The following is a 15,787-nucleotide window of genomic DNA, read 5'->3' on the forward strand; positions in this document are numbered from 1 at the left end:
GTTCTCAATCCCGCATCTTTGCGCCCACATAACTGGAATCGCAGTAAATTATTGTTCGTCATCTCTATCGGCCTGCTTGGCACGAATCTTGTGAGCTATTGCGAGGCAGCGGAACGGCCTCCGCATCCACGTTGCGGGATAACCGCATTGCCTCGAACACATGAAGGAACGCCAAACATGGCAGCTCTGCGTCAGATCGCATTCTATGGAAAGGGCGGCATTGGCAAGTCCACTACATCCCAAAACACGCTAGCCGCCCTTGTGGACCATGGGCAGAAGATCCTCATCGTCGGCTGTGACCCTAAGGCCGATTCTACGCGCCTGATCTTGAACTCGAAGGCCCAGGATACGGTTCTTGATCTCGCTGCAACGAGAGGTTCGGTTGAAGATCTTGAACTCGAAGACGTGCTCAAGGTAGGCTATAAAGGTATCAAATGCGTGGAGTCTGGCGGCCCGGAGCCAGGCGTCGGCTGCGCGGGACGTGGCGTTATCACGTCGATCAACTTTCTCGAGGAGAACGGCGCCTACAACGATGTCGACTACGTGTCTTATGACGTGCTCGGTGACGTTGTGTGCGGCGGCTTCGCGATGCCGATCCGTGAAAACAAAGCTCAGGAAATTTATATCGTCATGTCCGGCGAGATGATGGCGCTGTATGCGGCCAACAATATCGCCAGGGGCATCCTGAAATATGCTGCAGGCGGCAGCGTACGCCTGGGCGGCCTCATTTGTAACGAGCGTCAAACCGATCGCGAACTCGACCTCGCCGAAGCGCTGGCTGCCAAACTCAATTCCAAGCTCATCCATTTCGTGCCACGCGACAACATTGTCCAACACGCCGAGCTTAGAAAGATGACGGTGATCCAATATGCGCCGGACTCTCAGCAAGCGGCCGAGTACCGAACACTTGCCCAAAGAATACATGACAATTCTGGCAAAGGCACCATCCCGACCCCCATCACCATGGAAGAGCTTGAGGACATGCTTCTCGATTTCGGGATCATGAAGACCGACGAGCAGATGCTTGCCGAACTTCAAGCCAGGGATGCCAAGTTGAAAGCTGCCCAGTGATCACACTGACACGAGCGCGCAGCGACACGCAAAGCACCCGCCATCCCGTGAGGGAGGTTTCGCCGATGTGGCTTCAGCCGGATTTTCCAAGGGGTTGGGTTAATGACCTTCAAATACGCCAATGACAGTGATTTACATGCGAAGCTTATAGCGGATGTGCTGTCGCAATATCCGGACAAAGCAGCGAAACGCCGAAGTAAACACCTTAGCCTGGCAACGAGCGAAAAGGACGCCGGCGAGGACCCAAACGCGATTAGCGAATGCGAGGTAAAGTCGAATATCAAGTCTGTTCCAGGCGTGATGACGATCCGCGGCTGCGCCTATGCCGGTTCGAAAGGTGTCGTCTGGGGACCAATCAAGGATATGGTTCACATTTCACACGGGCCTGTGGGTTGCGGTCAATATTCCTGGTCGCAACGTCGCAACTATTACGTCGGCCTGACGGGCATCGACACGTTCGTAACGATGCAATTTACATCCGATTTTCAGGAAAAGGACATTGTTTTCGGTGGTGACAAGAAATTGGAAAAGGTCATCGATGAGATCGCTGAACTTTTTCCGCTAAGCAATGGCGTCACCCTGCAATCAGAATGTCCGATCGGCCTGATTGGCGACGATATCGAGGCCGTAGCGCGAAAAAAGGCCAAAGAACACGCGACGACCGTCGTGCCGGTACGCTGCGAAGGCTTCCGTGGCGTGTCGCAATCGCTTGGCCACCACATCGCCAACGACGCAATTCGAGATTGGGTCTTCGACAAGAAAGACATAAAATTCGATCCAGGTCCCTACGACGTAAATGTCATAGGCGACTATAACATTGGCGGCGACGCATGGGCCTCGCGCATCCTGCTCGAGGAGATCGGATTGCGCGTGGTCGGCAACTGGTCCGGAGATGCAACTCTCGCCGAAGTGGAGCGCGCGCCGAGAGCGGCACTCAACCTCATTCACTGCTATCGGTCGATGAATTATATCTCCAGGCACATGGAGGAAAAATATGGCATCCCTTGGATGGAGTACAATTTCTTTGGACACTCCCAAATCGATGCCTCGCTGCGCGACATAGCCAAGCACTTCGGGCCGGAGATCCAAGAAAAAGCCGAAAAGGTCATAGCCAGATACCAACCCCTCGTTTGGGCCGTAATCGACAAATACTGGCAGCGCCTTTCCGGCAAACGGGTGATGCTCTACGTCGGGGGATTGCGTCCTCGTCACGTCGTCACCGCCTATGAGGACCTCGGGATGGAAATCGTAGGAACCGGCTACGAATTCGGTCACGGCGACGACTATCAGCGCACTGGCCATTATGTAAAAGAAGGCACGCTGATCTACGACGATGTGACTGGCTATGAACTTGAGAAATTCATTGAGGGAATTCGGCCCGATCTCGTCGGGTCCGGCGTTAAAGAAAAATACCCAGTGCAGAAAATGGGCATTCCATTCCGTCAGATGCACTCATGGGACTATTCTGGTCCGTATCACGGTTATGACGGCTTCGCGATTTTCGCTCGGGACATGGACATGGCCATCAACAATCCAGTTTGGGGTCTCTACGACGCGCCCTGGAAAAATGACCGCGCTTTGGCGGCGGTTGCTGGGTGAGAACATAGCGTTCGCGCGTAAAAAACGCGCAACGGCTTAAGCGACGCATGTTTCTGGACCGCCCTTGAGCCGCGGCCAGATCGAAAGAGGTGACCCTATGCCGCAGTCAGCTGAGAAAACTCTCGACCACGCGCCCCTATTCTGCGAGCCGGAATACAGGAAGATGTTGGCCAAAAAAAGCTGAAATTCGAGTGCCCACACCCGGATCAGGTCGTGTCGGACCAGCGCGAATTCACGAAGAGCTGGGAATACCGCGAGAAAAACTTGGCCCGCCAAGCCCTTGTCGTCAATCCAGCCAAAGCCTGCCAGCCCCTCGGCGCGGTCTTCGCAGCGGCGGGATTCGAGCGAACGATGTCGTTCGTCCATGGCAGCCAAGGTTGCGTTGCCTACTACAGATCGCACCTATCGCGCCATTTCAAGGAGCCGTCATCGGTGGTCTCGTCATCGATGACGGAAGACGCCGCTGTATTTGGCGGCTTGAAAAACATGGTCGACGGTCTCGCCAACACATACAAACTCTATAACCCGAAGATGATCGCGGTGTCGACCACATGTATGGCCGAGGTCATCGGAGATGATCTGCATGGTTTTATCGAAAACGCCAAAAGTGAAGGTTCGGTCCCGCGCGATTTCGATGTCCCCTTCGCCCACACGCCTGCCTTTGTCGGCAGCCATGTCGATGGCTACGACAGCATGGTAAAAGGTGTGCTGGAGAATTTCTGGAAGGGCGCCGCGCGAAGTGAAGCCACCGCTTCTATCAACATCATTCCTGGATTTGATGGCTTCTGCGTTGGGAACAATCGCGAATTAAAACGCCTGCTCGACTTGATGCAAGTGACTTACATGTTTATCCAGGACGCATCAGATCAGTTTGATACGCCCTCCGATGGCGAATTTCGGATGTATGATGGCGGGACCAAAATCAATGACGTGAAGGCGGCGTTGGACGCGGAGTGGACATTGTCCCTGCAGCATTACAACACTCGCAAGACGTTAGATTACTGCAGAGATGTTGGACAAGCGACGATCTCCTTCCGCTACCCTCTCGGCGTCGAAGCTACCGACGAACTTCTGATGTTGATATCGGAGATTTCCAGCAGAGAAATTCCCGAGGCGATCCGCCTGGAGCGCGGTCGACTCATCGATGCGATGGCGGACAGCCAAGCTTGGCTATATGGAAAAAAATACGCGATTTACGGCGATCCAGATTTCGTTTATGCGATGGCGCGCTTCATCATGGAGACCGGCGGCGAGCCAACCCACTGCCTCGCCACAAACGGCACCTCGGCTTGGGAAGCCGAGATGAAGGAACTCCTCGCATCCTCGCCCTTCGGGAAGAATGCACAGGTTTGGCCAGGCAAAGATCTTTGGGCAATGCGCTCGCTACTTTTCACTGAGCCCGTGGATCTCCTGATCGGCAATTCTTATGGGAAGTATCTCGAACGGGACACCGGTACCCCACTGGTTCGGCTGACGTTTCCAATTTTTGACCGGCACCATCATCATCGATTCCCCCTCATGGGCTACCAGGGCGGACTGCGTCTTTTAACGGCGATCCTCGACAAGATCTTCGACAACCTCGATCGCGAAACAATTCACGCGGGTGTGACAGACTATTCGTATGACCTCACTCGCTAAGAGAGGCGGCCGGTCAGGCGGCCTTTCACTCAACCAGATATGAAGGCAGACGAATGTCCGCGCTCAACGCCAAAATCAAAGATGCCTTCCACGAACTAGCGAGTGAAAGGAGCGGCAGCAAGGGTCCTAAGGAGCGCCGAAGGAATTGCGCGGGGCCAATGGCCCCGGGAACGGCCGTCGGCGGTTGCGCTTTCGACGGCGCCAAGGTCGCACTGCAGCCGATCACCGATGTCGCACATCTGATTCACGGTCCGCTCGCCTGCGAGGGAAATTCCTGGGACAACCGTGGCGCTGCGTCGTCAGGTCCAACACTTTGGCGCACGAGCTTCACGACTGATCTTACGGAAATCGACATTGTAATGGGACGCAGTGAACGGAAGCTCTTTAAAGCGATCCGGGAAATCACGGATGGGTATGCGCCCGCGGCAATCTTCGTCTATTCAACCTGCGTTACAGCGATGATCGGTGACGACATCGATGTTGTTTGCAAGCGAGCGACGGACGAATTTGCTTTACCGGTGGTGCCGGTCAATGCGCCAGGTTTTATCGGATCTAAAAACCTCGGCAACAAGCTAGCGGGCGAGGCGCTGCTCAAGCATGTCATAGGTACCGTGGAGCCCGATGAACCGGGTCTTTGCGACATCAACATACTCGGCGAATTTAACCTCTCGGGTGAATTCTGGCAGGTGAAGCCGCTCTTGCATAGGCTCGGCATCCGCGTCCGCGCCTGTATTCCCGGAGACGCGCGATATCTGCAAGTCGCCTCCGCCCACCGCTCACGCGCGGCGATGACGGTGTGTTCGACAGCGTTCGTTACGTTGGCACGTAAGATGCAGGAACGCTGGGACATTCCGTTTTTCGAGGGCTCCTTCTATGGCATCTCCGGCACCTCGGAGGCGCTCCGGCGGATCGCCGATCTGCTTGTAAAGAAGGGTGCTGACCCCTCGCTTTTGCATCGCACGGAAATCCTTGTAGCGGAAGAAGAGGAAAAGGTGTGGAAGAGGCTGGAAGCGTACCGACCTCGCCTTGAGGGCAAGCGCGTGCTTCTAAATACAGGCGGCGTGAAATCCTGGTCGGTCGTCCATGCCTTGATGGAGATGGGCATGGAGATCGTCGGCACATCAGTCAAGAAATCGACGCTCGAAGATAGGGAGCGAGTGAAACAGACCCTGAAGGAGGAGAACCTCCTGTTCGAGTCGATGTCGCCGCGCGAGCTTTTCTCGCTTCTACTCGAGAGAAAGGCTGACATCATGCTGTCGGGCGGACGCACCCAGTATATAGCGCTAAAAGCAAAACTGCCCTGGCTTGACATCAACCAGGAGCGTCATCACGCTTACGCTGGCTATGAGGGTATGGTGCAACTTGCTCGACAAATTGACCTGGCAATCCACAATCCGGTGTGGCCGCAGGTGCGCGAGCCGGCGCCATGGGAGCCGGCCTTGGTCGTTGAAAAGCGAGCGAAAAGGGAAGCGTAAGCGCGTCGAACCAAAACCGCGAGATCACTCGCAAAAAATGTTGAGGTCGTACTATGGCACGCGTCGTATCTCAAACCAAGTCGGCGGCGGTCAACCCCCTGAAGTCGTCTCAGCCGCTTGGTGCTGCCTTCGCCTATCTGGGCGTCGACGGCGCAATACCTCTGCTCCATGGCAGCCAGGGATGTACGAGCTTCGCGCTCGCACTGCTCGTGAGGCACTTCAATGAAGCGATACCGCTGCAAACCACGGCGATGAACGAAGCCGCGATAATCGTCGGCGGCGCGGATCGTCTCGAAGAGGCAATTCTCAGCCTCAAAGCCCGCACAAGGCCACGGCTGATCGGGATATGCACGACCGCATCGGTAGAGGCCCGCGACGAGGATGTCGTCGGTGACGTCGAAAACATCAAACGCAGGCGGGCGATAGAACTTGTGGGCACCGAAGTGGTAGTCGCCAACACGCCTGACTTTGACGGCGCCATAGAGGAGGGTTGGTCTAAAGCTGTTACCGCCGTGATCGAGGCAATAGCGCGACCTGACAAGCAGTATCGCAATCCGAGGAAGATCGCGATACTGCCTGGCTGGAACTTAACGGTTGCTGACATAGAACATCTGCGCGAAACGGCCGTAAGTTTCGGCCTCGACCCGGTTATTCTGCCCGACGTATCCGGAGCGCTCGACGGCTCCATCCCCGAAGAATGGATGCCGATAACGAATGGCGGCACGAAATTGCAGGAGATCTGCGATCTCGGTGCGACGATGCAGTGTATCGCAATCGGTGAGCATATGCGGCGACCGGCTGAAGCGCTGCAGAGACTGACCGGTGTGCCGTACGTGCTGTTTAGATCGCTGACGGGCCTAGAAAACGTCGATCGCTTCATTCGCGTGCTTGCCGCTATGTCACGCAAACAGACACCGCTCAATGTCCGCCGCAACCGAATGCAGTTGCAGGATGCCATGCTCGACGGACATTCCCATATGGCAGGCAAGAAGATCGCAATCGCTTCGGAGCCCGATCAACTTTTCCAGCTCTCCAACTTTTTTACTGCCATGGGTGCGGAAATTGCGGCCGCGGTCACCACGACCGGCACTTCGAAGGCGCTCGAGATGGTACCGGCGAAAACCGTCAAAGTCGGCGATCTCAGTGATCTGGAAAGTCTCGCCGCAATGGCCGATCTTATCGTCACGCACTCGCACGGCCGAGAAGCTGCCAGACGTCTCGGCGTTCCGCTGATGCGGGTGGGTTTCCCCATGTTCGACCGCTTCGGCAGCCAGCACAAGCTTACAGTATTATACCGGGGAACCCGCGACGTGATCTTCGACTTCGCGAACATCATTCAGGCTAACCACCCTCCGAACCCCGGCCCACTTGACTCAACCGATAGGCGGGAATCGCGATAATGAGATCAATTCGTCGCGTCTCGCTCTTCAATGGCGGACTTCATCAACGCGGACGAAACGGCAGGTGGGCACTTCGCGAATTGCCATCGCCACACAAGATATGAAGGGACTGACAGCGCAGTTTGAATCGGTCAGACGATTTGACGCGACATGCGACTCGAGGACCCTCGTGGAAGCCGCTGGGTTCGAAAGTACAAGATCGGAAGAGACAGAAGCGAAGGTGGAGGACCGCACTGGGGTAAAGATTGCGGCGTTAGACAGCTGCCAACTCGCGTTTGTCTGACAATTGGCGGGCCTTCCTCAGCGCCTTTGTCATCGGCAGAACACGATAAATCGGAGGAATCTATGACAAGCTCATCCGTGACTCGCGACGGGTCCCGATGGATGCCGGAATATCTGAATTCGATCAACCCTGCGATGTGCATCGGCTGCGGTCGCTGCTTCAAGGTTTGCTCACGCGAGGTCATGCATCCCCACGGCATCGATGAGGCAGGTGACATGCTCGGTGTTTGCGATGGCGAAGACGACTTTAATGGTGAGCTCAGTCGCGTGATCATGGTCATTGATTATCCCGGCCGCTGTATCGGCTGCGGAGCGTGCGCCCGCGTCTGCCCCAAGAACTGCCAGACTCATATCGCCGTCGATCATCGTCCAGTGCACGAGTCTTGAATTCCGTTCCGAGCGGTAAAAGCCGCCGACGTGGTCCGGTGCGAGACAATCGCATCGGTCGAACGCACGGAGAAGGCAGCATGGCAGCTTTGCGTGAAAGTAAATCCGGAAATGCGACGCGAAGCTCCTTCTGGGGCACCCGATCTGCTTCGGAGGCAGTGGTTACTGGAAACACCACGTCGAAAGCCGACGACCAGAGATAGGAGGCATTGAAGTGTGCATCGAGCCGCGACCTACCTCTCTGTGATTTCTTTGCGTCGCCGAAGCAACTGTCGCGACTTGAGAAGATCAGGCATGGCCCCGCGAATTAAGTGGAACTTTATCGTGAAACAATCCGCCAATCTTTTCCTGCGCCAGACCCAGTCCCTGGTGATGACACCGCAACTGATGCAATCCATCCAGTTGCTGCAGATGACTCATTTCGAACTCAACCAGTTCATCGCCCTGGAAGTGGAGAAGAACCCGCTGCTCGAATTTCCGTCGAATGACGGCGAGGCGGGCGGCGAACGCGGCGATGCCGAAGATGGAGAGTATGCTCATCAGCCCGAGGATGCCGGCTCCGACGATGGCTACGACAACCGCGCCGACGCGCTCTCCAGCGACTGGTATGACAATGGCGGCAGCGCCAGCACCAGCCGGCTGAACGACGAACTCGACGCCAATTACACCAATGTCTTTCCTGATGACGGTGCCCCGCAGCGCCTCGATGCGCCGGAACTTATCAGCCAGTGGAAGTCGATGCCGGGCAGCGGCGAGGGCGCCGACTACGATCTCGACGATTTCGTCGCCGGCCAGGTGTCGCTGCGCGATCATCTCGCTCAGCAGATCCCCTTCGTCCTGCCTGACATGGCCGACCGGCTGATCGCGCAGAATTTCGTCGACCAGCTCGACGACTGCGGTTATCTGCAGGCCGATATTGTCGAGGCGGGCGAGAGGCTGGGCACGAGTCTCGCACAGGCCGAGCACGTGCTTGCCACCCTGCAGAGCCTTGATCCGCCGGGTGTTTTTGCCCGCAGCCTCGCCGAATGCCTGGCGATCCAGCTTAGGCAGAAGGACCGATACGACCCGGCCATGCAGGCTCTGGTCGAAAACCTCGAACTGCTGGCCCGGCGCGATTTTGCCACGCTGAAGCGGCTCTGCGGCGTCGACGAGGAAGATCTTCTCGATATGCTCGGCGAGATCCGTCAGCTCAATCCTAAGCCCGGCAGCGGCTTCGAAGCGGGTGTTTCCGAAGCGATCACGCCGGATGTAGTCGTCAGATCCGCGTCGGACGGCGGCTGGCTGGTCGAGCTCAATCCGGATACGCTGCCGCGCGTGCTGGTCAACCAGTCCTATTTTTCCCGTGTGACGAAGAACGGCGAGGACCACGCCTTCCTCTCCGATTGCCTGCAGAGCGCCAACTGGCTGACCCGCAGCCTCGACCAGCGGGCAAAAACCATCATGAAGGTGGCAAGCGAAATCGTCCGCCAGCAGGACGCCTTCCTGCTGCACGGCGTCGATCACCTGCGCCCGCTCAACCTGAAAACGGTCGCCGAAGCGATCAAGATGCATGAATCCACCGTCAGCCGCGTCACGTCGAACAAATATATGCTAACGCCGCGCGGCCTCTTCGAACTCAAATATTTCTTCACCGTCTCGATCAGCGCCGTCGCCGGCGGCGACAGCCATTCGGCCGAGGCCGTGCGTCACAAGATCCGCGCGCTGATCCTGCAGGAGAGCCCGGAGGCGGTGCTTTCCGACGACGATATCGTCGACATGCTGAAGAAGGGCGGCGTCGATCTCGCCCGCCGCACGGTTGCGAAATACCGGGAGGCAATGAACATCGCCTCTTCGGTCCAGCGCCGCCGCGAGAAGCGGGCGCTCGCCAAGGTCGCGGGCTTCTGAGTCCCTTGCCAAGATCGCGGGAGCTGCTGCTGCCGCAATGCGTCGTTCTCCGTGTTCGGCTACGCAAATGTTCCATACTATAGAAAAAACCAATGTCTGACCGAGGAGGAGGCGCCGCTGAACCGCGATAAAGGCCCCTTTGGGCTTTCCCTCCAAGTGTCCAAGCTAGGAAATGCGTTTGACACGCCGCTCATGCCCAAGGTCCGGAGCATGGGTTTATGACAGCTTCAGCGTTCGAACCGCTCCAGCATCCTCTTCAATTGCGCATTTTGCATTTGAAGCTTGCGTGCCAACTGCCCCCGGAGAAGCCTGATTTCTTCGTCGAGATCGATTGCATCGTCAAAAGCGGTGGGAGCGCTTGGAGAAGGTGGGACAACGACTGCAATAGTTTTCGGTTTCTTGCCCCGCATGCCCCGCTTTCGCGTTTGACCTTCGCCAACTCGAAAGACTTTTGGTGCTGCATGCGCGGCTGTATCGGCCTCATTGGACAAAGCCGGGTCAGCCGCTTCCACGGGCCTGGCGCTTTCGACATCTGCCGTATCGTCAACAATGCTTACCGCTTCCTCGGCATGATGCGGGTCCGCTGACACCGCCTCGCGTTCTTCGTGAATGAAGGGCTTTTCGTTGGCCGCACGATCCACGGCGTTCAACCGATTGTCGGCCGGCGTTTCAGTCAGCTCGGCGATGGATGATACGTCCGGCTTCACATCATCGGTCGAGCCGTGTTCTTGCTTCTGCTGGCGTCGCCGTGACACCAGCCCAGCAAGAAGTTTCCATGGAGACGCCATTTTATTCGACCTCGAATTCTACTGCGTATGCAAACTGCGAGCAAAAACGTTGGCGGCAGAAGGATCCGCCGCCAAAATATTCACTTCAATAAGCATGAGAATGCGGCCAGCGCTTGACCGTCTGCTGCCGATCAACCGAGGTTCAGTCGCTTTCGCAGATCGGCATTTTCAGCGCGGAGCTTCTCCGCCAGCAGCTTGCGCAGTCTCTGGTTTTCCTCTTCGAGCTGCAGAAGATCCGCGATCTCATCAACTGCCGCCACCGACGGTGCCGCCGCTGTCGACACAGCCTTCGAAGCACGTTTGACAGGCGCGCGCTTGGCACTCGGCGTACCTTCGTCAGGCTTTGCCTTACGTCCTCTTTTCTGTTTTCCAGCTGCGGCACCCGAAGCAACTGCCGGTTCCGCCGAAACGGTGACTGGGGCCGTTGCAGGGACCACCTTCTTGGCGCGAGGTTTGCGCACCTTCTTCGGTACATCGGGCGCCGCGGCGGCCGGCGTGTTAGCATTGGTCATCGTATCGTTTTCGTCGGCCATTATGGTCTCCTGTAAAGCCGATGCATTTGTCTCCTGCTCAATCGGCAGTGTCAATAACGGCCCGGCCTGTTCTTCTCCGGATACAAGCATCTCGCTACTTTTTGCCTGAGGAGCTAGTGACATAAATGGCATTGCCTCGTCCTGCAGACCTTGAGCAACGGACTTGAGATCGGTGTCTCCCCAAATCGAGTTCGGTTTGGAATTCAGTTTTCGCCGACCTGATTTGTACTCGACGGCAAAGCTGCGCTGCACTTTTTTCACTTTAAAGAAGCCTCTGGTGTCTGTGGTAATTTTTCAGCGACGTCTTCAGCATCGCAACAAGCCTTTCAGATAACGACTGCGGTCCATTCGGTCTATCCTTTTTGAGTATTCGGCTCACACGCGGCTCCAATCGCAGAAAACCACTTATGGACGCACCCGTGACAAAACGATCGAATCGAAGCCGTCGGGATATAGTTCCGTTGACGCCGCTCATTGTGACTGATTCTTGTGACTACTTCGCGTTTTCGCCGGCCCCGGCGCTCGTCGCACGAAGTGCACAACTCTCTACGACCCATATGGCGAGCGATTGCATGGAGAAGAGGCTGACGACCCCACCGAGGCCTTAGGTGATGGATTCAAAAATTCGGGCTACTCGTTGCAGCAAGACCTTTGAACTTGGAAAACCAATTTCGATTGGATTGAGGTCGGGCGAATGGCGGGCAAGACGAGGAGCCGGGCGCTTTTTTTCTTTGACCAATTGATTGGCCTGTCGCTTTTGTGGGAGCCAACGTTGTCGACGATGAACGGGTGACCCTCAGCGTCAGTCAGGGTGTGGCACGGCGTGCAGAGATGTGATGAATGGAGTTACGCCGCGGCGCATTTATCAGACGATGATCCGCAAGCGTACTCTGATCCTCAGACGCCGAGCGCGATTTATTCGGGCGGTATCGACCGGCCGAGCCGCTTGCGGAAATCCGGGTACTTGCGGGTGATCTTTGAAAGAAAAGCTGGGGAAGCACCCCGGTGGTTGCCGCGTCAGATGCTCCTGCTTTGCAACAAAAATCAGCAATCGGCCTCCCCCTAGAAAATTCAAGACAATGCGATCTCCGCTCAATTTCTTCTGCACGGATCGTTAGTCGCAGTCCCGGACGGCCCGATTAACCGAGATTCTTCACGTCCAACTTACGACATTGTCGTCAGCTTTGTCGGCTTCGCGAAACGCATTCGTCTTCGCCCAATCACGTATTTTCCGCTAGGAAGTTGAAATAGCAGCAAATAATTGTTCGTCGGCTGTATCATCTTGGTTGGCACGAATCTTGAAAGCTATTGCGAGGCAGCGGAACGGCCGCGGCATCCGCGTTGCGGGATAACCTCATTGGGCTGAACACATGAAGGGACACAAACTATGGCGGGAAGTGGCGGGACTGGCAACTCGCCGAGAATGTCGGCAAGTTCCAAAAGGGGGTGGACGTGCTCGCCGGCATCCGCGACGAGGATGTCGATGTCGGAGCGGCGCCGAAGACGTATCATGCTTCACGCACGGCCAAGGCTTTCTGAGCTCGAGGCGATCTGGAGATTAAAGATGTCCAAAACTGAACCTAAGCGTTTCGTTGGCGTCATACATCATCAGGAAGCACGAAGGAGTTCATCATGCCGTTGACCAAGACGAACACCAACAACGCAATTCGGAGAAGAGTTACCCCGAACCATGAGCAGCGGAATGACTGTAGCGCTGCCATTGCACAAATCACTTTCGCCGATCTGGCACGTGGGGCTGGCACACTGCATACCGTGGGCGTTGCCCGTGTCGACATACAGGGACGAACCGCGGCGGGTGATGCGAACATCCAAGTCCAGATGGGTGGACGTACGGTCGCTGCTGCAATGATCTTCAATTCCGTGCAACACACGACGGATCCCGCCAATCAAAGGGGAGCGGCCAACGGCACCATCTCGGTGCTCCGTCAGAGCATGGACAGCGGGACGGTCTGGAATTTGACAGGAACGCTTCCATGACAGTCTAGCGCGCAGCAGAATGCGCGGCGACAAACAAGTTGAGACTCAGCGTCAATCAGGATGAGACTCGGCGGCGGGGGTGTGACGAAGGGAGGGCGTAGCCCGACCGGAGTTACACCCCCGCCGCGGTGCAATTTTTCGGCGTCTCATGATCGCGGTTGGGCCCCGTAGCGTCGGTGATTTTCTGAGAATGGAGAATCAACTTTGTGCCGGGTCGCCATTTAACCGATCATCAGACGAGGCTTTTTAGTAACCGGTGTCCCGTTCCCACGTTGTCCTCGCCGCGCTGATCTGTGATCGCCTATGCATGGACGAGCAACGGGAGTTTCTCCATGGAGAGTACATTGGAGGTTCTCACGACCAGGAAGTCTGGACGTGAGCCGCATCGACATTGGCCGGACAAGGTCAAGGCGCAGATCGTTTCGGAGAGCCTTCGGCCCGGCGCGTTGGTGAATGAAGTCGCAGAGCGACATGGCCTGAAGCCGAACCACCTCTCCACCTGGCGGACGATGGCACGGCAGGGAAAGCTGGTTCTGCCAGCACCCGAGGATGCGGTGGAGTTCGCAGCGGTAGTTGTCGAACCACCTATTTCGGAGTCGCCGATCAAAAAAGCCAACCGCCCCGAGATCATCGTTGGGTCCGTTACTATCCGTCTGGAAGAGGGCGCATCTGCAACCCGGATCGCCGCTGTCGCCCGTGCTTGTGCGGCTCCGGCATGATCTTTCCATCGAACCGCGTTCGGATCATGGTGGCGACCAAGCCTGTCGATTCCGCAAGGGTCACGACGGCTTGGCGGCGCTGGTCAAGAACGAACTGCGCAAGGACCCGTTCACAGGAACGGTCTTCGTATTCCGGTCACGCAAAGCGGATCGGTTGAAGCTAATCTATTGGGACGGCAGTGGTCTGGTGATGGCCTATAAACGACTGGAGGAGCACACGTTTACTTGGCCAGATATTCGCGACGGTCTGATGACTTTGGGACATGCCCAGTTCGAGGCGCTGTTTGCGGGCCTCGACTGGCGGCGGGTTCATTCGGTTGAGGCAAAAGCCCCAACGGCAATAGAATAGGTGCGACACGATGACTCGGGCGACAAATCCGAGCGGCGAGACGAGGCAGAATTTGATAAACTCCCTCCATGTTGGACGCGGTCGATCTTCCAGACGATATTGCTGCCCTAAAGGCGATGCTGATCGCGTCGCAGCTTCGTGAAGTCCGAAAGGATGAGCGGATTGAACGGTTGGAGAAACTGGTCGCCGCCTTCAAACAGGCAGCCTTTGGCCGCAAATCCGAGAAGGCCAATCCCGAGCAATTTGACCTCGCCCTCGAAGACCTGGAAACGGCCATGGCGGCAGTCCATGCCGAGGACGAGGCTGATAGCGCTCCAGGTAAACCGCAGCCCAAACCACGTGCAGCCAATCGGGGTTCTCTTCCCGCCCATCTTCCTCGTGTCGAAGAGATCATTGAACCGCAAAGCATGATCTGCTGCTGTGGCGGAGGCTTGCATTGCATCGGCGAGGACGTGTCCGAGCGGCTGGATGTCATTCCGGCGCAGTTTCGCGTCATCGTCACTCGTCGACCCAAATATGCCTGCCGGGCCTGCACCGACGGCGTACACCAAGCTCCCGCGCCTGCACGATTGATTCACGCTGGACTACCAACCAAGGCGACTATCGCGCATGTGTTGGTCTCCAAATACGCCGATCACCTGCCACTTTTTCGGCAGGCCCAGATCATGAGCCGCCAGGGCGTCAATCTTGACCGATCCACTCTCGCCGACTGGGTCGGTCGGGCAGCATTCGAACTGCGCCCAGTCTTTGACACTCTGATCGCAGACCTGAAGCGGTCGACCAAGCTGTTCATGGACGAGACCCGCGCACCGGTCCTTGATCCCGGCTCCCGCAAAACCAAAACCGGATATTTCTGGGCGCTGGCCCGCGACTACCGACCATGGGGTGGAGGAGCGCCGCCCGGTGTTGCTTTCACTTATGCTCCTGGTCGCGGTGGGGTGCATGCCGAGCGGATATTGCAAGGATTTGCGGGCCTCCTTCAGGTCGATGGATACGCCGGATATAATCGACTGATCGCGCCGGATCGTGTCGGTCACGCCATCCAACTTGCATACTGTTGGGCCCATGCACGTCGCAAACTGGTCGAGATCACGCGCAACGGATCGGCACCGATTGCCGAGGAAGGCGTGAGGCGGGTCGGCGAACTCTATCGGATCGAGTCAGAGCTGCGCGGTCTCTCGGCAGAGGCTCGCTTAACGGCGCGGCAGCTACGATCAGCGCCATTGATTGCGGACATGCGGACCTGGCTGACGCATCATCGCGCCCGCGTCGCTGGCAAATCGCCGCTCGGCGAAGCGCTTTCCTACATCGCCAAATACTGGGATGGTCTTTGTGTCTTCCTGGTCGACGGCCGCATCGAGATCGATAACAATACCGTCGAGCGGACCATCAGGCCGATTGCGTTGAATCGGAAGAATGCTCTCTTCGCCGGACACGATGCAGGAGCGGAGAACTGGGCAACCATCGCTTCGCTCATCGAGACCTGCAAGCTCAACACTGTCGATCCGCTTGCCTATCTGACGGCCATGCTCACCAGAATCGTCAACGGCCATAAGCAGAGCGACATCAACAGCCTCCTACCTTGCAACTACCTCGTTGAATGAAGGCGGTCGAAGATCACAGTCTGCCCGAACTCCACCTCACTGCCGATTACGCTCTCGCCG

The 15,787-nt window shown here is 56.9% G+C and carries 12 protein-coding genes and 2 pseudogenes; 12 read left to right on the plus strand and 2 right to left on the minus strand.

From position 1 onward, the window contains the following. Positions 1-177: 177 nt before the first annotated feature. The 8 genes and pseudogenes from nifH (at position 178) to rpoN (ending at position 9,736) form a co-directional block, all read left to right on the plus strand. Positions 178-1,071 carry a nitrogenase iron protein gene (nifH, locus tag ACS4RR_RS25970; protein ID WP_011654205.1) on the plus strand — a complete coding sequence of 298 codons (894 nt, stop codon included), beginning with the start codon at positions 178-180 and terminating at the stop codon, positions 1,069-1,071. Positions 1,072-1,173: 102 nt separating this feature from the next. Beyond that, a complete protein-coding gene (gene nifD, locus ACS4RR_RS25975) occupies positions 1,174-2,670 on the plus strand; it encodes a nitrogenase molybdenum-iron protein alpha chain (RefSeq protein ID WP_456190219.1) in 1,497 nt (498 codons plus the stop codon). A gap of 153 nt (positions 2,671-2,823) precedes the next feature. Beyond that, positions 2,824-2,874 (plus strand): annotated as a pseudogene (locus tag ACS4RR_RS25980) (hypothetical protein); the annotation flags it as partial. 9 nt (positions 2,875-2,883) lie between these two features. Further along, positions 2,884-4,308, plus strand: coding sequence for a nitrogenase molybdenum-iron protein subunit beta (gene nifK / locus ACS4RR_RS25985; RefSeq protein WP_456190220.1), 1,425 nt, complete (start codon positions 2,884-2,886; stop codon positions 4,306-4,308). Positions 4,309-4,361: 53 nt separating this feature from the next. Beyond that, complete coding sequence (gene nifE, locus ACS4RR_RS25990; protein WP_456190221.1) at positions 4,362-5,783, plus strand: nitrogenase iron-molybdenum cofactor biosynthesis protein NifE; 1,422 nt, start codon at positions 4,362-4,364, stop codon at positions 5,781-5,783. 53 nt (positions 5,784-5,836) lie between these two features. Continuing rightward, the gene (gene nifN / locus ACS4RR_RS25995) at positions 5,837-7,183 is read left to right on the plus strand and encodes a nitrogenase iron-molybdenum cofactor biosynthesis protein NifN (RefSeq protein WP_456190222.1); all 1,347 of its coding nucleotides are present in this window, start codon (positions 5,837-5,839) and stop codon (positions 7,181-7,183) included. Between the two features lie 345 nt (positions 7,184-7,528). Then, a complete protein-coding gene (gene fdxB, locus ACS4RR_RS26000; protein WP_168263637.1) occupies positions 7,529-7,852 on the plus strand; it encodes a ferredoxin III, nif-specific in 324 nt (107 codons plus the stop codon). Between the two features lie 324 nt (positions 7,853-8,176). Then, positions 8,177-9,736: an RNA polymerase factor sigma-54 gene (gene rpoN / locus ACS4RR_RS26005; protein ID WP_456190368.1), complete on the plus strand. Its 1,560-nt coding sequence runs from the start codon at positions 8,177-8,179 to the stop codon at positions 9,734-9,736. A 227-nt stretch (positions 9,737-9,963) separates the two neighbouring features. Here rpoN and ACS4RR_RS26010 read toward each other — a convergent pair whose 3' ends face one another. Together ACS4RR_RS26010 and ACS4RR_RS26015 are read right to left on the minus strand one after the other, a co-directional pair. Then, positions 9,964-10,524, minus strand: coding sequence for a hypothetical protein (locus tag ACS4RR_RS26010; protein ID WP_168342224.1), 561 nt, complete (start codon positions 10,522-10,524; stop codon positions 9,964-9,966). 131 nt (positions 10,525-10,655) lie between these two features. Then, positions 10,656-11,318, minus strand: a complete 663-nt coding sequence (locus ACS4RR_RS26015) for a transcriptional regulator (RefSeq protein ID WP_168266910.1) — start codon at positions 11,316-11,318, stop codon at positions 10,656-10,658. Between the two features lie 1,371 nt (positions 11,319-12,689). On the opposite strand from ACS4RR_RS26015, the gene ACS4RR_RS26020 reads away from it, so the two are divergent. From ACS4RR_RS26020 to tnpC, 4 genes and pseudogenes are all read left to right on the plus strand, one after another. Next, positions 12,690-13,055: a hypothetical protein gene (locus tag ACS4RR_RS26020; protein ID WP_456190223.1), complete on the plus strand. Its 366-nt coding sequence runs from the start codon at positions 12,690-12,692 to the stop codon at positions 13,053-13,055. A gap of 344 nt (positions 13,056-13,399) precedes the next feature. After that, positions 13,400-13,774: an IS66-like element accessory protein TnpA gene (gene tnpA / locus ACS4RR_RS26025; protein WP_206105710.1), complete on the plus strand. Its 375-nt coding sequence runs from the start codon at positions 13,400-13,402 to the stop codon at positions 13,772-13,774. Next, positions 13,771-14,123, plus strand: a pseudogene (tnpB, locus tag ACS4RR_RS26030) (IS66 family insertion sequence element accessory protein TnpB). Before tnpA ends, tnpB begins: the two are co-directional and overlap by 4 nt. A 68-nt stretch (positions 14,124-14,191) precedes the next feature. After that, on the plus strand, positions 14,192-15,727 hold the full coding sequence (gene tnpC / locus ACS4RR_RS26035; RefSeq protein WP_456190224.1) for an IS66 family transposase: 1,536 nt from the start codon (positions 14,192-14,194) through the stop codon (positions 15,725-15,727). The last annotated feature ends 60 nt before the right edge of the window (positions 15,728-15,787 follow it).

This window comes from Rhizobium zaerense (genome assembly GCF_051810725.1).
GTDB lineage: Bacteria > Pseudomonadota > Alphaproteobacteria > Rhizobiales > Rhizobiaceae > Rhizobium > Rhizobium leguminosarum_I.